General features: G+C 33.7%; 22 protein-coding genes, 1 pseudogene and 1 riboswitch. Of the genes and pseudogenes, 17 read left to right on the top strand and 6 right to left on the bottom strand.

What is annotated here, in order from left to right; all coding sequences use genetic code 11:
* Positions 1-51 precede the first annotated feature (51 nt).
* Together TA89_RS12965 and TA89_RS12960 are read left to right on the top strand one after the other, a co-directional pair.
* Positions 52-2,151, top strand: a complete 2,100-nt coding sequence (locus tag TA89_RS12965; protein WP_040213956.1) for an ADP-ribosylglycohydrolase family protein — start codon at positions 52-54, stop codon at positions 2,149-2,151.
* Between the two features lie 50 nt (positions 2,152-2,201).
* Positions 2,202-3,188: an ADP-ribosylglycohydrolase family protein gene (locus TA89_RS12960; RefSeq protein ID WP_040213955.1), complete on the top strand. Its 987-nt coding sequence runs from the start codon at positions 2,202-2,204 to the stop codon at positions 3,186-3,188.
* Positions 3,189-3,530: 342 nt separating this feature from the next.
* Here TA89_RS12960 and TA89_RS12955 read toward each other — a convergent pair.
* Together TA89_RS12955 and TA89_RS12950 are read right to left on the bottom strand one after the other, a co-directional pair.
* Positions 3,531-4,564: pseudogene (locus tag TA89_RS12955) on the bottom strand (ribonucleotide-diphosphate reductase subunit beta).
* A 56-nt stretch (positions 4,565-4,620) separates the two neighbouring features.
* Complete coding sequence (locus TA89_RS12950) at positions 4,621-6,864, bottom strand: ribonucleoside-diphosphate reductase subunit alpha (RefSeq protein WP_040213953.1); 2,244 nt, start codon at positions 6,862-6,864, stop codon at positions 4,621-4,623.
* Between the two features lie 486 nt (positions 6,865-7,350).
* Here TA89_RS12950 and TA89_RS12945 point away from each other — a divergent pair, with 486 nt between their 5' ends.
* From TA89_RS12945 to TA89_RS12925, 5 genes are all read left to right on the top strand, one after another.
* Positions 7,351-8,085: a SagB/ThcOx family dehydrogenase gene (locus tag TA89_RS12945; RefSeq protein ID WP_040213951.1), complete on the top strand. Its 735-nt coding sequence runs from the start codon at positions 7,351-7,353 to the stop codon at positions 8,083-8,085.
* Position 8,086: 1 nt separating this feature from the next.
* Complete coding sequence (locus TA89_RS12940) at positions 8,087-8,512, top strand: GNAT family N-acetyltransferase (protein WP_040213949.1); 426 nt, start codon at positions 8,087-8,089, stop codon at positions 8,510-8,512.
* A gap of 81 nt (positions 8,513-8,593) precedes the next feature.
* Positions 8,594-10,006, top strand: coding sequence for a potassium/proton antiporter (locus TA89_RS12935; RefSeq protein WP_040213947.1), 1,413 nt, complete (start codon positions 8,594-8,596; stop codon positions 10,004-10,006).
* Between the two features lie 22 nt (positions 10,007-10,028).
* Positions 10,029-10,796, top strand: a complete 768-nt coding sequence (locus tag TA89_RS12930; RefSeq protein WP_040213946.1) for a sugar phosphate isomerase/epimerase family protein — start codon at positions 10,029-10,031, stop codon at positions 10,794-10,796.
* A 34-nt stretch (positions 10,797-10,830) separates the two neighbouring features.
* Positions 10,831-11,142: a hypothetical protein gene (locus TA89_RS12925; RefSeq protein WP_040213945.1), complete on the top strand. Its 312-nt coding sequence runs from the start codon at positions 10,831-10,833 to the stop codon at positions 11,140-11,142.
* A 47-nt stretch (positions 11,143-11,189) separates the two neighbouring features.
* Here TA89_RS12925 and ytvI read toward each other — a convergent pair whose 3' ends face one another.
* The 4 genes from ytvI to TA89_RS12905 all read right to left on the bottom strand — a co-directional run bounded on the left by ytvI (position 11,190) and on the right by TA89_RS12905 (position 14,947).
* Positions 11,190-12,263 carry a sporulation integral membrane protein YtvI gene (gene ytvI, locus TA89_RS12920; protein WP_052447495.1) on the bottom strand — a complete coding sequence of 358 codons (1,074 nt, stop codon included), beginning with the start codon at positions 12,261-12,263 and terminating at the stop codon, positions 11,190-11,192.
* 89 nt (positions 12,264-12,352) lie between these two features.
* On the bottom strand, positions 12,353-13,780 hold the full coding sequence (cls, locus tag TA89_RS12915; protein ID WP_040213942.1) for a cardiolipin synthase: 1,428 nt from the start codon (positions 13,778-13,780) through the stop codon (positions 12,353-12,355).
* A 38-nt stretch (positions 13,781-13,818) separates the two neighbouring features.
* Positions 13,819-14,376: a CDP-alcohol phosphatidyltransferase family protein gene (locus tag TA89_RS12910; RefSeq protein ID WP_040213940.1), complete on the bottom strand. Its 558-nt coding sequence runs from the start codon at positions 14,374-14,376 to the stop codon at positions 13,819-13,821.
* A 352-nt stretch (positions 14,377-14,728) separates the two neighbouring features.
* The gene (locus TA89_RS12905; protein ID WP_040213938.1) at positions 14,729-14,947 is read right to left on the bottom strand and encodes a hypothetical protein; all 219 of its coding nucleotides are present in this window, start codon (positions 14,945-14,947) and stop codon (positions 14,729-14,731) included.
* 335 nt (positions 14,948-15,282) lie between these two features.
* On the opposite strand from TA89_RS12905, the gene TA89_RS12900 reads away from it, so the two are divergent.
* From TA89_RS12900 to TA89_RS12855, 10 genes are all read left to right on the top strand, one after another.
* Positions 15,283-15,738, top strand: coding sequence for a hypothetical protein (locus TA89_RS12900; protein ID WP_040213936.1), 456 nt, complete (start codon positions 15,283-15,285; stop codon positions 15,736-15,738).
* Between the two features lie 153 nt (positions 15,739-15,891).
* On the top strand, positions 15,892-17,592 hold the full coding sequence (locus TA89_RS12895) for a sigma 54-interacting transcriptional regulator (RefSeq protein ID WP_040213934.1): 1,701 nt from the start codon (positions 15,892-15,894) through the stop codon (positions 17,590-17,592).
* Positions 17,593-18,074: 482 nt separating this feature from the next.
* Positions 18,075-18,734 carry a CoA transferase subunit A gene (locus TA89_RS12890; RefSeq protein ID WP_187119308.1) on the top strand — a complete coding sequence of 220 codons (660 nt, stop codon included), beginning with the start codon at positions 18,075-18,077 and terminating at the stop codon, positions 18,732-18,734.
* On the top strand, positions 18,727-19,383 hold the full coding sequence (locus tag TA89_RS12885) for a 3-oxoacid CoA-transferase subunit B (protein WP_040213932.1): 657 nt from the start codon (positions 18,727-18,729) through the stop codon (positions 19,381-19,383). Before TA89_RS12890 ends, TA89_RS12885 begins: the two co-directional genes overlap by 8 nt.
* 199 nt (positions 19,384-19,582) lie before the next feature.
* Positions 19,583-20,131: a histidine phosphatase family protein gene (locus TA89_RS12880; protein WP_040213930.1), complete on the top strand. Its 549-nt coding sequence runs from the start codon at positions 19,583-19,585 to the stop codon at positions 20,129-20,131.
* A gap of 482 nt (positions 20,132-20,613) precedes the next feature.
* Entirely contained in the window at positions 20,614-20,796 is a 183-nt protein-coding gene (locus tag TA89_RS12875; protein WP_040213927.1) for a hypothetical protein, read from the top strand.
* Between the two features lie 47 nt (positions 20,797-20,843).
* Positions 20,844-21,914, top strand: coding sequence for a ribosome small subunit-dependent GTPase A (rsgA, locus tag TA89_RS12870; protein ID WP_040213926.1), 1,071 nt, complete (start codon positions 20,844-20,846; stop codon positions 21,912-21,914).
* 219 nt (positions 21,915-22,133) lie between these two features.
* Positions 22,134-22,766, top strand: a complete 633-nt coding sequence (locus TA89_RS12865; RefSeq protein WP_040213925.1) for an HAD-IA family hydrolase — start codon at positions 22,134-22,136, stop codon at positions 22,764-22,766.
* A 960-nt stretch (positions 22,767-23,726) separates the two neighbouring features.
* On the top strand, positions 23,727-24,185 hold the full coding sequence (locus TA89_RS12860) for a hypothetical protein (RefSeq protein ID WP_040213924.1): 459 nt from the start codon (positions 23,727-23,729) through the stop codon (positions 24,183-24,185).
* Between the two features lie 167 nt (positions 24,186-24,352).
* Positions 24,353-24,452, top strand: a riboswitch (purine riboswitch).
* A gap of 76 nt (positions 24,453-24,528) precedes the next feature.
* Positions 24,529-25,233 (top strand): amidohydrolase family protein (locus TA89_RS12855; RefSeq protein WP_040213923.1); only part of this gene is annotated, 705 nt, incomplete at its 3' end.

Raw genomic sequence — 25,233 nt, 5'->3', positions numbered from 1 at the left:
ACATTAAGCGGCAAGTTATATTGCCGCTTTTAAAAAAAGGAGCTGCAGAGTATGCAACATGATTATATAGAAAAAGTTTATGCTGGTTTTATAGGAATGAATATTGGAATAAGATTAGGTGCTCCTGTAGAGCCAACTATCTGGACTTATGAAAGAATAGAAAGAACATATGGAGATATTACAAATTACGTTAAGTCTTTTATTAATTTTGCCGCAGATGATGATGTTAACGGACCTGTTTATTTTTTGAGGGCAATGTATGATGAAAACCAAAAAGATGGTCTAAAGGCTGAACATGTAGCTGATGCCTGGCTGAATTATGCAAGAGAAGGTGTAGGAATGTTTTGGTGGGGAGGCTACGGCACCAGCACAGAGCACACTGCATATCTAAATCTTCTTAATGGTATCCAGGCACCGAAATCAGGATCTATTGAGCAAAATGGAATAATTCTAGCTGAGCAGATAGGTGGACAAATATTTATTGATACCTGGGGATTAATTTGGCCTAATAATATTGAAAAAGCAGCAGATTATGCCATGGCAGCAGCAAGCGTCTCTCATGACGGAGAGGGTTTAAATGGAGCAAGATTTATGGCGGCGTGCATTTCAAAGGGTTTCACAGAAAAGAATCCGCTAAAAATAATTGAAGCAGGCCTTAAGGTTATTCCTAAAGAATCCGCCTATAGCAAAGTAACAGAGGCTGTTATAAGCTTTTATAAAGATAATCCTGAGGATTTTAGAAAATGCATGAAGTATTTACAGGATAATTGGGGATATGACAAGTATAGAGGTGTTTGTCATATTATCCCTAACGCAGGGGTGTGTGTATTAGCTTTATTATATGGTGAAGGAGACTTTAACAGAACCGTTGAAATTGCTACCATGTGTGGCTGGGACACTGACTGTAATGCAGGAAATGTAGGAACTATAATGGGAGTAGCCTGTGGATTAGAAGGAATTAAAGAATGCTACAGAAGTCCTATAAATGATTCAGTGGTATTATCAGGAATATCAGGATATCTTAATATTTTAGATATCCCAAGCTATTCAAAAGAGCTTGCTATACTTGGCTATAAGCTTGCAGAAGAAGAGGTGCCTGATTATTTAAAAGAAAGTTTTAAACAGGGAGAAATACATTTTGACTTTGAACTAAAGGGTTCTACCCATAACTTTAGGGTATCCGATGATTTTTATTGTTCTATAAAGAATTCCAGAGATAAAGCGTATAAGGGACAAGGATCTCTAGCGGTTCTCTTCGACAGAATGGAGAGAGGAAAGAAATGTAAGATATTTTATAAGCCTTTTTATAGAAGAACCGATTTCAGCGATGAAAGATACATGCCTGTATTTTCGCCAACTGCTTATTCAGGTCAGGAGGTTTCCATGTTTGTTTATGCGGAAAGGTGGAATGGGGAAAGCATTTATATATCACCTTATGTCAGGAACAGCACAACAAAAGAAGATATACTTTTAGACGGAATGGTAATAAATGAAGAAGGATGGAGAGAAATTAAATTCATAATACCTAATATGGAAGGTGCTGTGATTGACGAAATAGGAATAGTTCTTGAGGGTAATTCACCGGGAAAATATAAGGACTTAGGAATACTTTATATAGATGAATTTAAAGTTAAGGGTAAGGCAGATTATGATATTAAAATTTCAAAGCAGAAAAAAGAGTTTGCTTCAATAACTCCCTTTTCTCATAACCATGGTTCGTGGAATATAGAAGAAGGCCGCATGGAGTCTATAACTGTTAATCATGCAGAAGCGGTAACAGGTAATTATTTTACAGAGGATGTTAAAATAAATGGTTCCGTTATACCTCAAAACGGTACAAGCCACTTAATAAGCGGAAGGGTACAGGGAGCACTAAGAGGTTATTATGCAGGATTCATAGGAGAAAATGAGGCTGCGATATTGGTTAATTATAAGGGATTAAAGATCTTGGCAAAAACGGAATATAACTGGGAGTTTGGAAAGGAATATGAATTTGAGTTTATATTAAAGGGCAGTATGCTCCAACTAAGCATAAATCAGGAGAAGGTTCTGGAGGTTTTTGATAATTTAATTTCTTATGGTATGGTAGGATACGCTAAATACTCCTTAGGAAGAAGTCTGTTCGGAGATTTAAAGGTTAAAGAGCTTTAATAACTATATATATTAATATTTTATATTACAGCATAAAGGAGATTGAGGTTATGATAAGTAGAAGTGAATTAATCAATAATAGAGAATTAGCCTTGGATAAGGCACTAGGAGCATTATCGGGACTTGCAATAGGGGATTCCTTCGGTGATGCATCAAGAAATCAAGAAAATCAGATGAAGTATGGTATTACTACTGATTTTAATAAAGGTGCTTCTTGGAGTACAGATGATACTGAGTTTGCCCTGTTAACAGCAAAAATATTAATAGACTCTAAAGGCAGACCTACTTCAGAGGATGTAGTCAGGGCTTGGATGGAAAATGTTGCTGTACAGGATGATTTTCCTAGAGGCGGATCCAGTGAAATTGAAGGCGCAAGAAATATAAAGAGAGGTATAATGCCTCCTTACTCAGGAATGTATAATGCATACTATAATAGCGACGGAAGTGCTATGAGGATAGCTCCTATAGGTATAATTTGTGCAGGAGACATAGAAAAAGCTGCTGAGCTTGCAGAAACAGATGCCTGCATTAGCCACTACAGAGAAGGTATATGGGGGGCTCAGGCTGTAGCTGCTGCAGTAGCTGCGGCTATGGTTGACGGAAGCATTGATGAAATAATTCAGGCAGCTTTAAGTGTTATACCTAAGGATTCCTGGTTATATTATACTATCAATAAAGCTATGGAAATAATTGAAGAAAATAACGGAGACTTTTTAAATTCATGGATGGTTCTCCATGATGAATTATGGACAAGTTACAAAGCAGTAGTTCCTGAGGCTGTAGCCAGTGCTTTTGGAATTTTAAAATTAGTAAATAAGGATTTTAAAACAGGGGTAATTGCAGCAGGAAACTTTGGAAGAGATGCTGATACCATAGGTGCTATAGTGGGAGCAATACTTGGGGCAAAATATGGTGCTAAAAATATGCCTGAGAAATGGATAGAAAAAACAAGATATCCTTCAGGAACCTGTCTGAGCTTTACTAATGGACTGGATATTAAAAAGCTCAGTGAAGAGCTTGCTGAGCTTATAAACTAGAACTCTATTGACTAATATAAATAGGTATATGTATAAAATTTAAAAAGAGATAAAATAATAAAATACCTCTGAATTAATGTATAAATGCATTTTCAGAGGTATTTTATGCTTAGACAAAACTATTTATCCATATAAGAACTAAGTATCATATAAATAAACTATTATATACAAATAACAGAATTTAAAGGTATATAGGTGAAATTATCATAAAAGCAGGAGAGAATTTTGAAAAAGAGAAATTTAAAAGTTATCACAAGTATCTCCTTTCACCTCTCATCTCTCACCTCACACATCTCACCTATGACATCAGACTTCTCACCTCTAACTTGCTCCTCTGTTTTTCTATAAATCATCCTCATAAACAGCCGCTTTAGCATAGGCAGTAGACTTTGCTTCAAAGAAATCTGTTTTTACAGCATTTGCGTCGGAATATTGATCTATCCAGGGAAGGGGATTTTCAGTAATTTCATATAGAGGTTCCATATCTAAATCCTTTAATCTCAGATTTCCTAAGTACTTAATATATTCACTGAGAACATTTTTATTAAGTCCCTGAATTTATTACCTATTACATAATGTCCCCATGCTATTTCATTTTCCACACCGGTTTTTATCATGTTTCTCAGTTCCTCCACGCTTTCATCGGTGAAGAGATGAGGCTCTTCCTTTTTTAGCTCCCTGATGATGTTTCTGAAAAGCCAAAGATGAGTGTTTTCGTCTCTGTTTATGTATCTTATCTGCTGAACACTTCCGGGCATTTTTGAGTTTCGCTCCAGGTTATAGAAGAACATAAAGCCTGAATAAAAATATATTCCTTCTAGAATGTAATTTGCCATAAGGGTTTTAAGCAAGTTTTCAGGAACAGGATTATCTAAAAATTCATTATAAAGATCTCCTATAAATTTGTTTCTTGACAATAATATAGGATCGTCCTTCCATTGATAGAGTATTTCATTCCTCTTATTAGGAGGACATATTGTATCCAGCATATAACTGTAGGACTGAGAATGAATAGCCTCCTGGAAGGCCTGAATGGTGAGACATAAATTAACCTCGCTGGCTGTAATATAGTTATTTACATTCCCTAGATTCTCCATCTGTACGCTGTCTAAGAAGATTAAAAAAGAAAGTATTTTATCATAGGCCGTCCTTTCTTCTTCTGTCAGTACCCTGTAATCCTTAAGATCCTGAGCCATATTTATTTCTTCAGGTATCCAAAAATTATTCATAGCCTGTCTATACCATTCTGAGGCCCAGGTATATTTCATATTGTTAAAATCATTTAAATTAGTGGTATTTCCATTTATAAGCCTTTTTTTAGATATATCCGTATCACCGGATTCATTGAATAATGGTTTTTTATTTAATGCTTTCATTTTATTACCTCCCGGTTTAAGAAATTTTTCTTTTATTATTCTTTAATATATGAAAGCTATGAAGAGCAGTTTTCACAGGTATTTACGGATAAGGATTTTGATCTTAAGTAGTAAATGCTTTTTATTCCGCTCTTCCATGCATCTATATAGAGGTTAAGTATTTGCCTCATTGTGTAGTCTGTAGTTATATATAAATTAAAGGATTGGCTCTGATCTATATGCTTCTGCCTGGCCGCATTGGCTTTAATACTAAAGTGCTGATTTATATCATAGGCGGATTTATAAAGGGAAGAATTGGTGTTTGTTATATCTGGAGCAACCTTAGGAGTTATAATGCCTCGCTTTTCTTCAAAATAAAACCTTGCCATTACAGGATCTATACCTTCTGTAGTACCAGCGATTGAGGCTGTGGAACCGTTTGGAGCTACTGCCATCAGGTAGCCGTTTCTTATGGAATTATTTTTTACTTCTTCTTTTAATCTCTGCCATTTTGGAGAATCATAGCCTCTTAAAGAGAAATAATCTCCCGTCTGCCAGTCTGACCCTTCAAAGTATCTGTAGCCTCCTTTTTCTTTGGCTATATCCATGCTTGCTTTTATAGCAAAATAGTTTATTTTTTCATAAATACTATCAGCAAATCTTATATGCTCGTCGCTTTCCCAATCTAAATTATTGTTTGCCAGCATATGATGATAGCCGCTGGTGCCTAAGCCTATGGCTCTATAATTTTTATTGGTTATCTCTGCATAAGGTACAGAATAATAGTTTAAATCTATGACGTTATCCATTGCTCTCACTTGAGTTTCAACTATATATTCAAGTTCCTCCTCATTATTAACATCGATTTTACCAAGGACCAGAGAAGAAAGGTTGCATACTACAAAATCTCCGGGCTTTGTTTTTACCGTTATAGCTGCCTCACCATTATTCTCTGTTACCTCTTCTTCAATAAACTCTATAGGACTCATATTCTGCATTATTTCTGTACAAAGGTTTGTTGAATAAATCATTCCTTTATGCTTGTTTGGATTCATTTTGTTTGCTGTATCCCTGTTAAATATAAAGGGAGTTCCAGTTTCTGATGTGCTTTTAATAATGAGCTTTATCAAATCCTTTACCGGCATTTCTCTTTTTTCTATTGAAGCATCATTAACGCATTCATAATATTTCTTTTCCCATTCTTCTCCATAAAAATCGCAAAGCTCATAGCCTTTAAGCTTTTTTATTTCATGGGGACACATCATATACCAGACAGAGTTAATATCTGTCTCTGCTAGATGCCAGAATAAATCAGGGAAGTTTATGCCGGGGAAAACATCATGAGCCTTTTTGCGGTCATCACCGTTATTGGTCTTTAGCTGAAGGAATTCCGGAAGATCTTTATGCCATGCATCCAGCCATATAGAAACACTTCCGGTCCTCATGCCCAGCTGGTCCACAGCAATGGCTGTATCATTAAACAGCTTTACCCAGGGAATCACGCCTCCGGAGGCTCCTTTAAAGTTTCTTATATCTGAGCCCAAGGCACGAACTTTTCCAAGGTATATACCCATACCTCCTCCGAACTTTGAAACCCTGGAGAAATTATCTAAGCTTTTATATATACCCTGAAGGCTGTCGGGTACGGTATCTATAAAGCAGGAGCTCAGCTGATGATAAGGCTTTCTTGAATTAGACATGGTTGGAGTGGCCATGGTAGCCTTTAGTGAGCTTAAAACATCGTAAAATCTTTTTACCCAATAAAGCCTTTTTTCTCTTTTTTCCTTCATGGCAAGATGAAGAGATATACCTATAAACATTTCCTGGGGCAGCTCCATTACTTTTCTGTCCCCATTTTGAATTAAATATCTTTTATAAATAAGATTAATACCGCTATAGTTAAATAAATAATCTCTTTCAGGAACTATGTATTTTTCTGCTTCATTAATTTCTTCTCGGCTATAATTCTGTAATATATATTTTCCATAAAGACCTTTGTCCGTAAGTGCTTTTATTAGGGAATAAAGGCTGTTGTATTCCGGAAATCCTCGGTTTTCGGAAACCTCCTTATACATACCATGAATAAAAAGTTTAGAAGCAGCAAATTCCCATTTGGGACTTTTATCGTCTGCAAGTTCTAAAGCACACTGCACTACAGCTTTTAAATGCTCTTTTTCACTGGCTCCCTCTCTAAAGGAGTATTCCATTGCCCTTAAAAGCTTTTCAGGATTATATAAATCATCATATTTGTAGATTTCTTTACAGGCAAAGGAGGAAATATCTTTTAATTTTTCAGGTATAGAGTTAAGTGCTTGATTCATTATGTACACTCCTTTTTATAAATATACTATATATTGTGGTTTTTATTTATATAAACACAATATGTAGTTACAAGTGGTATTATAGTTTAATAATTGATATATTGTAAAATTGAAAAAAGCTGAAATTTTTAAGTTAGGTAAAGCTATCTGATAAATTACTATAAAAATCTTTAATTTGGAATAATGATTGGTAAATAGTAGCTGTTATTTAATTGGAAATTGAAAAGACAATGTAAAATTAGAAATTAAGAATTATAAATGAAGGAGGAAATTCCTACGGAATTTCTTAAATTAAATTTAAGAAACTCTGTTAGGAGTTTCATCCTTCATTTTGCATTTTACATTTATAATTTTTAATTATCTTTCCTCATATTATTTAAAGGTCTATGGTAAAATATAGAATAGAGATATTATAATGGGGCATATCTCACATTAGCAGGCATTATTTATTTCATTTATTAATCTAATTATTTGAGGGGGCTATTTATGAAAAGTATAGGCAGAGAATTTATGGAGTTAACAAAGTATAAATACGAAGGGGAAAGCGAGCAGGAAAAGGGGACAAAGCAGCCTCCATTGGAGCTTTCTTATGATTTTAAAGGCAGAATAATTGATCTGCCGGATCCTTCAGACATAACCGTTAAAGATATTACCTTAAGAGAGGCTATTGAAAACAGGCATACCATAAGAAGCTACACAGATGAAAAGCTGACCTTAGAGGAGCTTACTTTTTTATTGTGGTGCACTCAGGGTGTAAAGGATATTAAGGTTGGAAAAGCAACCTTGAGGAATGTTCCCTCTGCAGGAGCAAGACATGCCTTTGAGACCTACCTGTTAATAAATAAGGTAGAGGGGTTAAAGGTAGGGTTGTACAGATATGTGGCCTTAGAAAATAAGCTTATAGAGGTGGAAATAGACCAAGCTATGGCTGAAAGGGTTTCTAAAGCCTGTTCAGAACAGAAATTTATTGAAAAAAGTGCAGTAACCTTCATTTGGACAGCAGTGCCTAACAGAATGACCTGGAGATATAGTGAAAGAGGCTATAGATATATGCATTTAGATGCCGGACATGTATGCCAGAATTTATATTTAGCAGCAGAAGCAGTGGACTGCGGAGTGTGTGCTATTGCTTCCTATGATGACGATGAACTGAATTCACTTTTAAAAATTAATGAGGAGGAAGCTTTCGCTATATATGTAGCTTCCCTGGGGAAAAAATAATATGGAAAATTTTACATTTGCTAAAAGCACCAAAGAAGAGATTGACGAAATAGAAAATGAGCTGGTGGAATTCAATAATTCTAAAGTTCCCTTTACTCAGAAGGAATCCTTTATATCCATGAGCAGAACTATGAAGGATGAAAAGGGAAATATAGTTGCCGGATTAAGTGCTGTGCTTTATTGCTGGAACTGCTTGTATATTGATATGCTGGTGGTGAAAAAAGAATTCAGGGGAAAAGGACATGGAGCACAGCTTTTAAAAGAAGTGGAAAAGCAGGCAAAAGAGCAGGGCTGTTATTTAATCCACTTAGATACCTTTGATTTTCAGGCAAAGGATTTTTATATTAAACAGGGATACGAAATTTTTGGAGTTTTGGAGGACTGTCCTAAGGAACATAAAAGATATTTTTTAAAGAAGCTTATATAAAAAAATAATATACTACCTAAGCTTTGCAGCAACTTTTAAAAAAATTCATTAAACTAAACTTAATCGGAGGTGGTAATTTTAATGACTCAGTTATTGATACTGTCAGGAATAGTGCTGCTCATATGTATAACCTCCAGTAAATTGGTTTACAGATTTGGAGTTCCGGCACTATTTATATTCTTATTACTGGGAATGCTCTTTGGATCTGATGGCATAGGGGGAATATATTTTGATAATTTTGAGCTGTCAAAGGATTTATTTTCTTTAAGTCTTGTTTTCATAATGTTTTATGGAGGATTTGTTACTAACTGGAGAATGGCTAAACCGGTAGCAATCCAGTCCGTTTTATTATCTTCCTTAGGTACAGCCATAACTGCAGCACTTACAGGATTGTTCTGCCACTTTATATTAAAAATGACGATTTTTGAAGGCTTTTTAGTGGGAGCTGTGGTAGCCTCTACAGATGCTGCTTCTGTTTTTTCCATCCTTCGTTCCAGGGAATTAAACCTTAAAGGTGGGCTAGCATCCCTTCTGGAGGTAGAGAGTGGAAGTAACGACCCTTTTGCATATATGCTCACCGTAGTGGTATTAAGCTTTATGAATAATTCAGGACAGAATCTCTTAAAGCTGCTTTTCAATCAGATTTTATTTGGAGTAGGAATTGGGATACTCCTTGCTACAGCCACTGTATTTATATTAAATAGGGTTAAATTTGAAATAGACGGAGTTTACCCTATCTTTGTTACAGCTATAGTGGTTTTAGGATTTGCCTTAAGCGAGGTTATGGGTGGAAATGGATTTTTGTCTGCCTATGTTACGGGAATTATATTAGGAAACAGCAGAATAACCCATAAAAGGAGTCTGGTACATTTTTTTGACGGGGTATCCTGGCTTATGCAGATAATGCTGTTTTTCACCTTAGGACTTTTATCCTTTCCTTCTCAAATTAAGCTCATAATTGCTCCCGGCATATTGGTATCTTTATTTTTGATAATCGTAGCCAGACCTGTAGCTGTATTCAGCATCTTAAGCTGGTTTAAAATACCTGTAAAGCAGCAGCTTTTCGTGTCCTGGGTAGGGCTTAGAGGGGCAGCTTCACTGGTTTTTGCCATTTATGTTGTCACAAATGATGTATTTGTTAAAAATGATATATTTCATATAGTGTTCTTTGTGGCATTATTTTCAGTTCTGGTTCAGGGGTCTCTTATACCCTATCTTGCAAAGAAGCTGGATCTTGTTGAAGCTGAAAGTCCTGTATTAAAGACTTTTAATGACTATGAAGAGGAGTTTCACACAGAGCTTAAGGAATATACAGTAAATAAAAAGAGCCCATGGAAGGGAAAAACTATCATGGAAGCAGATATACCTGAGGATATTTTAGTGGTGATGATTAAGCGTAAAAATGAAATTATAGTTCCAAAGGGCTCCACAGAAATCTGTGAAAATGATGTATTAGTTATGGCAGCAAATTCCTTTAAGGAGCTGAGGATTTAAAAGCAAAGGAAGAGGTGAAAATTTGAATATATATGCATCACATCTTATAAAAACAGAAGAAATGCAGGATATTTTAAAAGAATATAAGGTTAATTTAGAAATTGTAAACTTTGGAAGCGCCATGATCCTGGATGATTGTGATCATTATTTAAAAGAATACAAAAGGGATATGGAAGGTTTTTTAGATAACAGAGAAATTACAATTCATGGCCCCTTTATAGACATGTCTCCAGGAAGTCCTGATAAGTACGTAAGAAAGGTTACCATGGAGAGATTTCAGCAGAGCTATGAAGCAGCAAAAAGCTTGAATGCTGGGCGTATGATATTTCACAGCGGTTTTATTCCAAAGGTCAGCTATGGAGAGGAATGGCTTGAAAATTCTAAAGTGTTTTGGGAAGAATTTATTAAAGATAAAATAGATTCCATGAAATTTCACATTGAAAATGTTTTTGATGATGATTATAGACTCATTAAAGAGCTTATTGAATATATAAACCATCCGAACTTTACAGCCTGCTTTGATATTGGACATGCTAATGCCGCTTCTAAAAATACCATAAAGCACTGGATAGAAGGATTAGAGGACAAAATAGACTATGTTCACCTCCACAATAATGACGGAAGCTTTGATTATCATAACTCTCTTCTTGAAGGAAGCATAGATATGTCAGTAACCTTAGAGCTGTTAAAGGCAAAGGCGACTAAAGCTTCCTGGTGCCTGGAGGTGTTTAACACTAAGGGGATAATTGAGTCTCTAAAGCTGTTAAAAAAATTAGGATATTTAAAATAAATTTTTATTTATATATGAGGGGGATATTTTTATTATGGCTTTCGATTTACTGTGGGCAATAGTTATTTTGTTTTTAATTATATATTTTGCTGTAAGACTAGCTTTAAATCCGAAAATAAAGGCAGATAAACAAAACACATTATCTCTGCTTAAATTTCAAAATATAATTACTATAGACGAATATAATAAAATCTCAAAGGCATTAAAGGATAAAGCTTTTAGGCGACTAAAAGAAGAAAAATATAAGAAAAGCTTAGAGTTTTTAAATGAAATAAAAGAGTTTTTCTCGGAAGAAGAGCTCAATATTAAAAAACAGCTTCTAATGGAGAGATATAATATAAGGTGAAATTAAATTTTAAAGCCAGCAGAATTGAGATATCTGCTGGCTTTATTTTACTTAAACAAATGGATTTTTTTGCTGCTGTTTAGGTTTTTTGCGATTATTACAAGTATAGGCATAATAAATATACCTAAAAATCCAAAGACTTTAACACCGATAAACATAGACATAAGAGTTGCTAAAGGATGGAGGCCAATCTGCTGTCCCACTATCTTAGGCTCTAATATGTTTCTTACTACTGTTATCACTAGATATATAATAATGAGACCTACAGCAAAAGCAATATTCCCTTTTATTAACTCTATAATTGTCCAGGGAATCAGTATTCCCCCTGTCCCTAATACCGGAAGTATATCTACCATAGCGATTAAAGCGGCTACTACCATTGCATTTTCAAGCCTTAATATTGAAAATCCTATAGACAGTTCCACAAAGGTAAGAGTCATTAATATCCCATATGCCTTTACAAGCTTGAATACACTTCCTACCATATAATTTCTTACATCAAAAATGATGCTTTTATTTTTTTCTGAGAATTGCTTTAGGATAAAACCTGTTATTTTATCATAGTCTAAAGTGAAGAAAAAGGTTGAAATTATGGTGAATATTAAGCCGATAAAGAAGCTTGGCACAGATTTTGCAATTCCTGTAATGCTGGCAACTGCTTTGGAAGAAACTGAGGTAACAATACTTGTTAAGCTCTGTGTAAAATTAGGAGCGATGTTTGAAAATCCTTCTACCAGATTAGGAGCTATAGGAGATACCAAGGCTTCAAGATTGTCCAGTAAAACTGTAACTGCTGGTTCGATGCTGTATGTATAAATATCCGGCAGCTTATAAAACACATCCTTAAGCATGAGAAATATTTTCATAGTTATTAAAACTATAAATACACCTACTGTGCCGAAGAAAAGGATGAGCATTACTGAGGCAGCCAGCTTGTAATGAATTTTCAGCTTCTCTGATATAAGCTTTATTGAGGGTCTTAATATAAAGGCAATGGTAAAGCCCAGTATAAATGGCATAAACCAAAAAAGACCAAATCTAAAAATGACGATTATTATAAACGCAACTAAAATATAGTATAAAAAGTTTATAATAAAGGCACGTTTTTTTTCTATATTCATAATGCTTACCACCTATTGGTTAAGATTTGTAGATTATACTACAATTATATCAAATGAAGCATTTTATAACAAATATTTCTATCAATAGATTACATAAGAGGAGCAAATAATCTAAAAAATCTCTCTAAAATCCTTTCTTTTAAACCTCTGTTTTTAAAAGCTTCATAGTCGAGCTCTATAGAGTTTTTTATATCCTTCTCAAATATTTTTTCATATTCTTCTGCAAAATGGTCATCATATATAAAAGCGCATATTTCATCATCCACCTGGAGGCTTCTCATATCCATATTCACAGAGCCTATACAGGAAGCTATAGAATCAATGGACATTGTTTTAGCATGGATATAGCCCTTATACTTATATACTTTTACTCCGTAATCTATAAGCTCACTGATATAATAGTTTCCTACAGGTTCCAGGAAAAAGCTTGGACTTATATTAGGAATCATTATATTAATATCCACACCGGAGGCTGCGGCCATTTTAAAAGCATCCATTAAGGTGTTGTCAGGTATAAAATAAGGAGATTGAAGATATATTTTCTTCTTAGCTGAAGTTATCATCTTTAAATAGCTCATTTTAGTATATTCTTTATGGGTGTTTACCCCTCCTGCAACAAACTGACAGAACAATTCATCCTTAATAGAATGTTCAGGAAATAAAGAAGCTAATTCTTCCTCTTTGATTTTTATAGATTTAGGTTTATTGGAATAAAACCAGTCAGAAAGAAAGTAGTATTGAAGTATATAAACCCCGTCTCCCTGAATCCTTATCTGGGTGTCCCTCCAGGGGGTCTTAACCTTATGAAGGTTTACATACTGTTTTCCTATATTCATTCCTCCGGTATATGCGATCTTCCCATCAATAACTACTATTTTTCTATGATTTCGAAAATGGGTAAGGAAGGGTTTTAAACGCTTTACCTCACCTCCTGCATCCATAAGAGGCTTAAACAGGCTTTTGGGGGTGGTAATGCTGCCTATGCCGTCGTACATAACCAGAACCTTTAAACCCTGTGAGGCCTTTAAAGCCAAGATATCAATGAGTTTTTTACCGATTATATCATTATGTATAGAGTAATACTGTACATGAATGCTTTTTTCAGCGGAGAGCATATCACTAAACATTCTCTTATACTTTTCTTCTCCGCCTACGATTTGCTCTATCCTATTATTTTGGGTAATAAGGCTTTCGCTATAATTTAAATTAAATCTCACCATAGCTGCAAGCTGATTTTCGTTCAGGCTTGAAGAAGCGAGATGCTGGTTTTTTATCTGCTCCAGCTGTTTATAAAGGACTTGTCTATATCCGTTATTAAGCTTATTATTTCTAATCATATAGGTAAGTTTTATACCAAAGGTTGATCCGAATATCAGATAAAAAATGATTCCTGCTACAGGCAGAAAGCATAAGACTGCTACCCACAGCAGGGCTTCATTAGGGTTTTTGTATTCAATAAATACTACGGAAATAATTAATAATAAATTGATTATAAATATAATTGCTTCAATGCTCATTCTATTTCACCTTCTAAGTTATTCCTTGAAAACTGAGTTTAAGATTTATACAAATTTTTAAAAGCAGGTATATACAGTGCAAAGGACAAAAGCATAAAAAATGCAGAAATACAGATTAATATATTAACCGCAGTGGTATTAAGACCTGGAATTGCTATAATTATAAACATATTAATATAAAACACAGCGGTAGATACCTTTCCAAACCACTTTGCCCCATCCAGTTTTTTTCTCTTTCTTAAAAGCACAAGACAGGATATTGCCATAAAAAGCTCTTTTAATATAAATATAACCACTAAAGGAACAAACATCCCTTTTAATCTAATCATTAAACAAAGCACTATGGCACCCTGAGTAAGCTTGTCTGCAATTGGATCTATTGCTTTTCCAAGTTCCGTTATCATATTGTATTTTCTCGCTATATATCCATCTACTAAATCTGTAAGCCCAGACAGCAATATAATGAAGGAAGCTACATAATAATCCTTCGGAGCAGCTGCATATATATAAGTTTTTAAGAAAAAGGGTATGAGCAGTATTCTTATATAACTGAGAATATTAGGAATGCTAAAAAGTTCTTTTGAGTTTATCTTCATTTATAATAACCTCCTTCTTTTTATATACTATTCTAATACATATTTCAGAGTTATACCAAATCTATAATAAAAAATAATAATCGATAATTTATTTTTTTATAATATAGCATGAATTAGTTTATACTCATCTGATTAAGGCTATTAAATTCATTGTTTTACTAATATTTGACTAAAGATTTACAGGTATATAATATTAACATGATTATATTTATAAAATCCTTAAATGGTTTATACCTAAGGACTACTTTTATAAATATGAATTATATCTATAATTATTAATAAAGAATAAAGCCCTACAGAGTATACTGCAGGACAAATCCAATTATTATTGTGAAATCCTTCTGAAAAATATTTAGTGATTAAGGGGTTTTTCAGGTTGTTTTTCTTTTTTATTTAAACTCTCCAAAAACTCCCTTTGAGCAGCTATGGTAAGCATAATGCTTCCAACAGCAACTACAAAATTCCCTAAAACATTTATATAATCTGCATCCTGATTTTTAGTAAGGGTTAGAGCAAAGGCTTCCGCAGCCAGACTCAGCTCTTCTGGAGTACAGTTTTTAAAATCTATCAAATTAAATCACTCCCTTCTCTATAATAAATGAAAAGAGAGTGATTTTTATTACTTACCTATTATTTTTTTGCTTAGAAAGGTCGGTGACATATGAGAGCCATGGTATACTGGAAAAATATTCATGAGTATGTATCTTTTATTAGGGAATTTAACGAAATTTGCTGCTGCCCGTATGCTTTGCCTCTCAGAGGTGGTAAAGAATCTGTTTAATATTTTATTTAAATAAATATTTTTACTATAATAGAGGATTTTCTCATATCTTTATGGAAGAATAATATTAACATATACTTGAATAAATTCAGGGATATTAATTTTATAAAGGAGTAGTGAAGATTATGGGAAGATTTTATGTTAGTTTTGAAAACAATGAAACTAAAGACACATCCAGCGGGATTAGTATTCCTGTGACTTACCACTATTGGAAGCCTTTGATTGAGCATTTTATAAACACCTGTACAGGCTTTAGGCTGGATTGCTGGGAAGATGAAAAAGAAGCGGTAAAGTCAGCAGAAATTCTGGGCAGAAAAACTGAAAGTTATGCTGCGGGGATGGTATCCTTTGAAAATAGCATAAGTCCTGAATTTATTGAGGAAGTTTTGAATTCTCCTTTAGACAAGGAAGGAAAGATAAAGTGGTTTGGCGTAAATCTGAAAAAGGATGATGAGTATATGTTGTGCTGCCAGCATTATGGAAGTGAATTTGTCACAGGCTGGCTAAAAGACGAGGACGCAGATTTTATTAAATCTGTGATTCCTGAGGATTTTACCTTTACGGTATATGATGAAGAATAAAGAAAATTTATTGTGAATAATTTAATAGAATTATAAAAGAGATTCTCTGAGGCTTGCTTGGAGAATCTTTTTTTATTTCGAATATTATTTAAGATGGTTTTACAGTATAATTAATATATAGAAGTAATTGGAATATTATAAAGGGTGATAAATATGCCGTTAAATGAAAGCGATTTATTGAAGCTTACTGAATTGTTTAAAAGTATTTTCGATGTGTTTCATGAAGAGATTGTTCTTCAGAATGAAGAGGGCAGAATTCTTTACTGCAATGGTAAATATAAAAGCTTTATAAAAGATAATGGGCTTTATGTGGAGAGCTTCAAAGCATTTTTTGATGCTTATGCTGTGGAGGGAGAAAAAGATATAGTAAAGGTAGGAAGTATTAAGAAATCCGTTGTGAAAATTCCTCTTTCAAACATATTCAGCGGGTTATATTTTATTACCTTAAGGGATTATCATGAGGTTTTAAGAGGTGAGGATGAGCTTCAGGACATAGTAAAAGGAATAGATATTTTAAAAAGTCTTTTGGATACCTTTTACTATGGAATGGCTCTGGTGGATTCAAATGGAATAGTGGTTAAGTGGAATTATGAAAATCTCTTTGGCATCAAGGAGGAAGAGGCTCTGGGAAAGCATGTTACTGATATCATCGATAACACAAGGCTCCATATAGTTGCAAAAACCGGTGAAAAGGAGCTTATGCAGATTCAGGATATAAACGGTATGAATGCGGTTACCAGTAGAATTCCTATATATAAAAATGGTGAGGTGATAGGAGCAGCTGGAGCGGTTTTGTTTAAAGACACAAAGGAGCTGAAAAAGCTCTTTAAGCAGATTGATATATTAGAGAAAAATGTACATAAATATAAAAGGGAAATTGAAACCATATATGAAGCGAGATACGGCTTTAAGGATATCATAACGGAAGATTATAAAATGATGGAACAGAAAGAAATAGCGAAAAAGGTTTCTTTAAGCGATGTAACCGTGTTAATACAGGGGGAGAGCGGCACAGGAAAGGAGCTTTTTGCCCATGCTATTCATAAAGAAGGATTAAGAAGCAGAGGGCCTTTTGTCACTATAAACTGTGCATCTATACCAAGAGAACTCATGGAGTCAGAACTTTTTGGATATGAATCCGGAGCTTTTACCGGAGCTAAAAAAGAGGGGAAGACAGGAAAGTTTGAATTGGCAAATGGAGGGACGATACTTTTGGATGAAATTGGGTGCATGCCTATTGACATGCAGTCCAAGCTTCTTAGGGTGCTGGAGGCTAAAGAATTCGAAAGGGTGGGAGGAAATAAAAGAATAAAGCTAAATGCCAGGATAATAGCTTCTACCAATGAGAACATCGAGCTGGCTATTAAGGATAATAAATTCAGAAGTGATTTATATTACAGGCTTAATGTAATTAAAATAGAAATTCCTCCTTTAAGGGAAAGAAGACAGGATGTTGTTATACTCTGCAAAAGTATAATTAAATCCATCGCTGAAAGATATTATATGACTACTAAAGAGTTTTCCCCGGCTTTTATGGAGGCTGTAAAAAGCTATAACTGGCCTGGAAACGTGCGGGAACTTAAAAATGTAATGGAAAGAGCCATGGTGCTGTCTAAAGGTGAAATTCTTACCACAGAAACCCTTCCAAGCTACATAGTAAAGGAGGATTACCACAAATACAGTGAGGAAAACTATTCTTTAAAAGAGATCCTGGAAGATACAGAGAGAAATGCCATTAAAAGAGCAATTATGGACTGCGGAGGTAATAAGACCTTAGCTGCTAAGAAGCTTGGAATTCATAGGACGGCTCTTCATAAAAAACTGCAAAAGCTGAGGATTGATGAATACATTTAATTTTTGCTCATCTATAGAAAATATTATTTTCAGCAGGACTTGCTGCTTGTTATAATTGATTGTTATTTATGGTAAATATTATTCAGGATGGGTGTTATTATTTATAATAAGTGAATATCATTTATGTTGTGTAGTAAATTTTATACAATTAGATTTAAAGTGTAGAAAATATGCTACATATAGATAAAAGGCTTTAAATAAGAAAAATGGTGTGTTTTTAATTAGATTAATGAAAAAAGTGTAGACTAAATGCTACACTTTTTATTTTTATTGTTTTATAAAATCCTTCTTTTAAATAGATTTACCCTCTAATATGCTGATTAACTGGATTTTCAGGCTTTAATTATATGATTAAAAGAACTTTTACCTTAAAAAGTGATATCTTGGTTAATTTTGTTAATATATGGCACAAGTATTGCTTTAGTAAAGTAGTGATATCTAGAGGAAATAGATAAATTAATATATTTAGAGGGGTGGATTAATTGATTAAGTTAATTAAATGCGGTGATGCTGTAGATTTTATAGAAGATGGTATGACTTTAATGATAGGAGGATTTTTAGGATGCGGAAGCCCGCATAAGTTAATAGATGAAATAGTTAAGAGGAAGATTAAGGATCTTACTATAATTGTAAATGATACATCCTACGAGGATTATGGCATTGGAAAGCTAGTGGATAATAAGCTGTGCAAAAAAATAATGGCTTCTCACATAGGAACCAATAAAGAAACCGGAAGGCAGATGTCTGAGAAGGTAACTGAGGTGGAGCTTATTCCTCAGGGAACTCTAGCGGAAAGAATAAGATGCGGAGGAGCCGGGCTTGGAGGAGTGCTTACTAAAACAGGAATAGGAACTATTGTTGAAGGTGGAAAAAGAAAAATAGAGGTTGATGGAGAGGAATATCTTTTAGAAACTCCTTTAAGAGCTGATATTGCTTTAATATATGGAAGTAGTGTAGATAGAAAAGGAAATATCAGCTATTCTGGCTGTACAAGAAACTTTAATACGGTGATGGCTATGGCTGCAGATAGGGTAATAGTAGAGGCTGAAGAGTTTATCGAAGAAGGATATTTAGATCCAAATGAGATTATTATACCTGGAATTCTAATAAATCATATTGTTAGGGGGGATATCAATGACTAATTACGATAAGAAGGAAGTTATTGCAAAAAGGGTAGCTAAGGAACTTAAAGACGGGGATTTAATAAATCTGGGCATAGGTCTTCCCACCATGGTGGTAAATTATATTGATAAGGATTTAGATATAATATTTCAATCGGAAAACGGAATTATAGGTATTAAATCTCTAGAAGAGGGAGAAGCAGAGGATAAATGCATAGTGAATGCAGGAGGACAACCTGTTTCTGTGGAAGCGGGAGGAGCTTTTATAGATAGTGAGATGTCTTTTTCTATAATTAGAGGAGGACATATAGATGCTACGGTTTTGGGAGCTCTTCAGGTAGATGAAGAGGGAAGTATTGCCAACTGGCTTGTTCCTGGTAAAATAGCTCCTGGTATGGGCGGAGCAATGGATCTTATTATGGGAGCTAAACGGGTTATTGTAGCTATGGAACATACTCTTAAAGGAACGGCAAAAATATTGAAAAAGTGTACCCTTCCTCTAACAGCATATAAACAGGTGGATTTAATAGTGACTGAAATGGCGGTTATTCAGGTTACTGAAAAAGGCCTTATGCTTCGTGAGATTAATTCCAGATACACTATAGATGATGTAATAAATAACACTGAAGCTTCGCTGATTATTCCGGAAAAGGTTGGGAGCTTTGAATAGAGGTAAACTAAACAAGTATGTTTTATAAAAATTTTTATAAACAGGTACTTTATCATATAAAATTAAAGATTAAATTAATGGTAGAAATCACTCACTCCAATTAAAACTTACTTTAACTTATAGTAAAATCAGTATGCTTTATGAATAGCCATGGTATAATTAATTAAATAGTTAATATCATGGAATCAGGAGTGAAAAGATGAAAATAGGATTAGTTAGACACTTTAAAGTGGATTGCCGTAAGTATAAACGTATGTCCTCCAGTGACTATAATAAATGGGTGGAAACCTATGATATTTCACCGGTTATTGAAAATCCTGTGGATTTAAGAGGAGTTCAATGGAGCAAGTGCTATGCAAGTGATCTTCCAAGAGCTGTAACCACTGCTGAAACTATTCTGAAAGCAAATAATCTTGATTTGGACATAATAAAGACGGAGTTTCTTAGGGAAATTCCTGCCTCTGCGGCTTTTAGGACAAGTTATAAATTTTCTCATAATTTTTGGAGTATAAGCAGCAGGGTAGCCTGGTTAATTTCTCACAAATCTCAGCCTGAAAGAAGAACTGATACCCTAAACAGGGTGAAAAAAATTCTAGATGAGGTGGAGAAGGAATCAGACAAAGACACACTGTTGGTGTGCCATGCTATGATAATTCAGACCCTTCAGCAAGAGCTGAAGCGGAGAGGCTTCAAAGGTAAGTATATACGATTTGCTAAAAATGGTCAGCTTTGCGTCTGGGAGAAATAGGTTCTACCCCAGGGGTACTGACAATTTATGTCATCACCCCTGGGGTAGAACCAAAAAATGTAAGCGCCTCAGGGGTGCTTACATTTTTTGGTCTTATTTTTGTTGATTAACTTAGAATTATGGATTATAATGTAATAGATAACATTTTAGAATTTCAAAGGAGGTATGAAGATGAGGGATATAGTAGATTCTTTAATAAAAACATTTAAAATTGAATATTGTTTATTAGAGCGAGAAAGCCATCTTTATACCAGATATGAAATGCTGCCATAAGGGAGTATTATAGTTTGATTATGTCCGGGTAAGGGTTTCTTGCCCGGTTTTTTATATTTGTAATAATATACTTATGTATCTACAAGCAAGGCTGGTTGTCTATAATAGAGGTTAGTACATCTATTAGAAAGATTAATCTGTAGTCTAGATAATCTCCTGTTATGTCTAATAACTGAGATAATGTTTTGAAAAAATGTTAGAGGTAACTTTTGATTAGTAACAATATAGATGTAATAAGTGCAGTATATAATAATTTTATTGATGAATGTAAGGATATCCGGGCATGTAATAATTTGTCCGGATTATTTTTTTGCTTTACCACAAAGTTTAATGTTATGGCAGATTTAAAAGGAGGAGATGAAAATGATGAAAAGTGCGGAAAAGATTTATAAAGAAGATGTAATGAAAATTTATATTAGAAGTTTGGAGGAAAAAATTATTGAAGAAAAATTATGATTTGTTAGACCTAGGATGGAATGAAGGCTTTCAAAATGAATATGATATGTTTAAAGAAAATTATGAGGTTGGAAGAGTTTCTGTAGAATATAAAAATCTTTATAGAATATATACTCAGAATGGAGAGGTATATGGAACCATATCCGGCAAAATGATATATAATGCAGAAACTAGAGAAGATTATCCTGCAGTAGGTGATTGGGTAGTTCTTAGCCCGGGAGAAGATGGAGATAAGAGGATTATACAGGGTATTTTAAATAGAAAAAGTAAATTTGTAAGGAAATACGCAGGGAAGTCCAGAGATGAGCAAATAATCGCTGCCAATATAGATACTGCATTTATATGTATGTCCTTAAATCAAAACTTTAATTTAAGGAGATTGGAAAGGTATATAACCATGGCTTGGGATAGTGGAGCATTTCCGGTGATATTGCTTACAAAAGCAGATTTATGCGATAATATCTCAGAGCTTTTAATGGAAACGCAAAACTCAGCGCCTGGAATAGATATTATACCCGTGAGTTCTTTTCTCAAAACAGGAATTGAAGAATTAAGAAAATATATAAAAAAGGGCAATACTGTAGCGTTTATAGGCTCATCAGGAGTTGGTAAATCTACTATCATAAATGAACTTTTAGGAGAATATAGGCAAACAACAAAGGAAATAAGTGAATCAGAGGATAGAGGAAGGCACACTACCACAAACAGAGAGCTTATGCTTTTACCTGGAGGAGGAATACTAATTGACACTCCGGGAATGAGAGAACTTCATATAACAGATGTAAAAGACAGCATAGATACAGCTTTTTTAGATATTGAAACCTTGGCAGCAGAATGCAGATTTCCAGACTGCCGTCATGATTCGGAGCCGGGCTGTGCAGTGAAGAAAGCCATTGAACAGGGCGTATTACATCAGGAAAGATATCAAAGTTATATAAAGCTTAAAAAGGAATCTGAATTTATGGAAAGAAAAACTAATGCCAAAGCTAAGAGTGAATACAAAAAAATGCTTAAAAAGAGAAATAAATTAAATAGAATTAAGAATGTAAAGTAATTATTTGAGTACTAAAAATGCAGGAACTAAGCCTTGGTTAATCATTTGGGGCTTAGTTCCTTTTTAACTAATGTGCATATTTGAATTATAATTCCATGAAAGGAGTTATAATATTATCGAAATATTGACCGATATGGCAGGCTGTGTAAAAATATATTCTATAGTATAGCATCTGCTATTTGATTATTTACTCATGAGAGGTGGAGAGTGGTGACGCAAATGAAATGTTTAAGGTATACCGATATAATATGGGATTTTGACGGAACTCTTTTTGATACATATCCTAAAATGGTAAATTCTTTTAAAAGAGCTCTTTTAGATGAAGGAGTTACTGCTGATCAGGAAGAAATATTGTCTTACATGAAGGTATCTGCAAAGGATGCTTTAATGCATTATAAAAGCAGATACAGTATTAGAGAGGGCTTTATGGAAAGATTCCAGAAATATGAAAAGGATGTGAAGGCGGAAGAGGTACATCCTTTCCCTTATGCAGAGGAAGTATGTATTGAAATTAAGGAATTAGGGGGAAGGAATTTTATAGTTACCCATAGAGGAGAAAGCACTATGGATATTTTAAAATACCATGGCATGCTGGGACTTTTTACTGAAGTTGTAACGAAGAATAATGGCTTTAAAAGAAAACCTGATCCTGAAGCTTTTCAGTATATTATAGATAAATATAATATAAATAAGAAAAAGGCTCTTATTGTAGGGGACAGGGAATTTGAAGCGGCGGCAGCAAAGGCTGTGGGGGTAAAAAGTTGTCTTTATGATACTAACAAGGTAGATAGAATAACTCAACCGGAGTATTACATTCAATCTCTAAAGGAGCTATATGAAGTTATACTGTAATATTATGGAACTACCCTGGGGTGCTTCCTTAAAAAGGAAGCACCCCAGGGGTAGTTCCATTTAATTCCTTAACAAACAATTCACTAAAGTAAAGCTTGACAAAATATTCTGAATAATGTATTATTTAGATAATCAATAAATCATTTATAACCTCTAATGATTTATGGTAATAAAATATTTGGAGGTGGTAATGATTAATTATAGGAAGGTACTTCTAGAATACTAATATTTTAAAGGGGTGAGACCACCAATATAATTATTGATTTACCTAATAATTTCTAATTCTTTATTCCTCTTTAGTATAAGAGTTAATATAGATTCGATGGATCATTAGCTTTAAAAGGGAATATTGGATAGACATTTGAGAAAGGAGACTCAGTATTTGACTGACAATAATCCACCAAAACAGATAGAAAGTTAGAATGGCTGCTTATATTATAAATATTCATTGCAGCTGTTCTAACTTTCTTTTTTTGTGTCCTTTAGATTTCTTTCTAGTAAAATGTGAATGCTTAATAAAATTATAATGAATATATTTAACAAAAAGTTAAAAAAATATAGACTAATTATGAATGAACCTCAAGGTGAATTGTTATATAATTAATATACAAATATTACCATAGGTTGTAAATAAACATAAGAATATTACTTTGCAGGGTGTTTGGGGCTATAAAACATAATCAGAGATAAATCATTAGTATAAAAGTAAAGATATCCAGTTATTTATAATAAAAAGAATGTCGACAAGAGAAGACATAGATTCCTATTTTTAGTTAATACTTGACAATTGTAGTTGGTATAATAGTATAATAATATCATGATATAATTTAAAGCTATAGGATACAGGGAGACAAGGACAGTAGTATATTAATAAACTTTAAGATTAATAAAAGTCATAACAACATTCGAGTAATCTTTATTGCATATTGAATATTTATTGTGGGGGAGTGTATTAAAGTTATGGGGAACTTTAAAGTACAAAACAGATTAAGATTAATTTTAATCTTAACTGTTTTAATTTTTATTTTTATATTTCAAGGGTGTGGGCATAAGCAGAATAAAGTTAATAAACTTGCTCTAACAGAAGTTAAGCTTCAAAAGCTGACACCGATTATGGGACAAGATAATACTTATAAGTATGAAATTATTAATACTGTAACAGATAAAAATCTAGTGAATAAAATAGCTCATTCTATAGAAAATGCGGAAAAAGAGGAAAAGGATTTAGGGTACGTCAAAAATAATGAGATGCATCATGAAATTAGACTTGTGTACAAAAATATAGATAAAAAAAGCTTTAGCTTATGGATAGAAAAAAATGTAGAAAGAGCAGTAATAAGCAATTTAGGATACTTTTATCTCGATAAGGATACTACAGAGCTTTTAAAGTCGCTGCTTTTTGAAGATAGCAAAAATTAATAATATTGAATAAAATGCTAATATATAATGATTTTTATAACTGAGTTGTGGCTTGAAGATTATTAAGATAGGGTTACTTTAATTTTTTATTTATATAATAAATTATACTATATTGACATACCGATTAACTGTGGTAAAATTGATTAAAATATAATAATTTATATATGTTTTAACTTATATAAGTATTTCGTATAACCCCAACGATATGGGTTGGGGGTCTCTACCAGGAACCGTTAATTCCTGATTACGAAGAAGATACCTATAGTGTATTTTCTTTGTAGTCGGGAATTTTTATTATATAAAAAAGTTATTATTAAAGAGAGTCTAGTAAAAGGAGGAAACTATGGAATTTAAATCTCTACCTAAAATTGAGCTTCATTGCCACCTTGATGGCAGTGTGCGAATAGAAACTATAATAGATATAGCTCGTAAAGAAAATATTCAGCTCCCAACCTATGATACTAATGAACTGAAGAAATTGGTTACAGTAACGGATGGATGCAGCTGTCTGGTAGAATATATATCTAAGTTTAAAATACCAATTATGGTAATGCAATCAAAGGAAAGCCTCCGTAGGATAGCTTTTGAGCTTTACGAAGATGCTGCAAGGGAAAATGTTAAATATTTAGAAGTTAGATTTGCACCTTTGCTTCATACGGAAAAAGGACTTGCAACTAATGAAATAATAGAAAGTGTTGTACAGGGAATGAGAGATGCTGAAACTCTTTATGACATTAAAGGTAATGTAATTCTTTCCTTTATGAAAAATATGCCGGAAGAATCAATATTTCCTGTTATAGAAGCTGCGGCAAAGTATATTGGAAAAGGTGTAGCGGCTGTAGATTTAGCAGGAGGAGAAGATGAAGGCTTTTCAAGGAAGTTTGTAAATGCCATAAAAAAAGCCGAAGAGCTTGGATATAGAATCACCATTCATGCAGGAGAAACAGGGATAGGTAAAAATGTCTTAGAAGCGGTTAATCTTTTAGGAGCTGAAAGAATTGGACATGGTATATTTATTACAAATTCTCCGGAAGCATATAAATTAGTA

This window comes from Clostridium polynesiense, from assembly GCF_000820705.1.
Classification (GTDB): domain Bacteria; phylum Bacillota; class Clostridia; order Clostridiales; family Clostridiaceae; genus Clostridium_AA; species Clostridium_AA polynesiense.
The sequence above is the reverse complement of the archived record's forward strand: the minus strand, read 5'-3'. Positions and strand labels throughout refer to the sequence as shown.

Coding starts and splice junctions, on each gene's coding strand:
- TA89_RS12900 (WP_040213936.1), top strand. CDS start 15,283: ATGGGAAGATTTTATGTTAGTTTTGAAAACAATGAAACTAAAGACACA.
- TA89_RS12865 (WP_040213925.1), top strand. CDS start 22,134: ATGAAATGTTTAAGGTATACCGATATAATATGGGATTTTGACGGAACT.
- TA89_RS12965 (WP_040213956.1), top strand. CDS start 52: ATGCAACATGATTATATAGAAAAAGTTTATGCTGGTTTTATAGGAATG.
- TA89_RS12945 (WP_040213951.1), top strand. CDS start 7,351: ATGAAAAGTATAGGCAGAGAATTTATGGAGTTAACAAAGTATAAATAC.
- cls (WP_040213942.1), bottom strand. CDS start 13,780: ATGAGCATTGAAGCAATTATATTTATAATCAATTTATTATTAATTATT.
- TA89_RS12935 (WP_040213947.1), top strand. CDS start 8,594: ATGACTCAGTTATTGATACTGTCAGGAATAGTGCTGCTCATATGTATA.
- TA89_RS12940 (WP_040213949.1), top strand. CDS start 8,087: ATGGAAAATTTTACATTTGCTAAAAGCACCAAAGAAGAGATTGACGAA.
- TA89_RS12925 (WP_040213945.1), top strand. CDS start 10,831: ATGGCTTTCGATTTACTGTGGGCAATAGTTATTTTGTTTTTAATTATA.
- TA89_RS12895 (WP_040213934.1), top strand. CDS start 15,892: ATGCCGTTAAATGAAAGCGATTTATTGAAGCTTACTGAATTGTTTAAA.
- TA89_RS12880 (WP_040213930.1), top strand. CDS start 19,583: ATGAAAATAGGATTAGTTAGACACTTTAAAGTGGATTGCCGTAAGTAT.
- ytvI (WP_052447495.1), bottom strand. CDS start 12,263: ATGAATATAGAAAAAAAACGTGCCTTTATTATAAACTTTTTATACTAT.
- TA89_RS12860 (WP_040213924.1), top strand. CDS start 23,727: ATGGGGAACTTTAAAGTACAAAACAGATTAAGATTAATTTTAATCTTA.
- TA89_RS12885 (WP_040213932.1), top strand. CDS start 18,727: ATGACTAATTACGATAAGAAGGAAGTTATTGCAAAAAGGGTAGCTAAG.
- TA89_RS12960 (WP_040213955.1), top strand. CDS start 2,202: ATGATAAGTAGAAGTGAATTAATCAATAATAGAGAATTAGCCTTGGAT.
- TA89_RS12950 (WP_040213953.1), bottom strand. CDS start 6,864: ATGAATCAAGCACTTAACTCTATACCTGAAAAATTAAAAGATATTTCC.
- TA89_RS12910 (WP_040213940.1), bottom strand. CDS start 14,376: ATGAAGATAAACTCAAAAGAACTTTTTAGCATTCCTAATATTCTCAGT.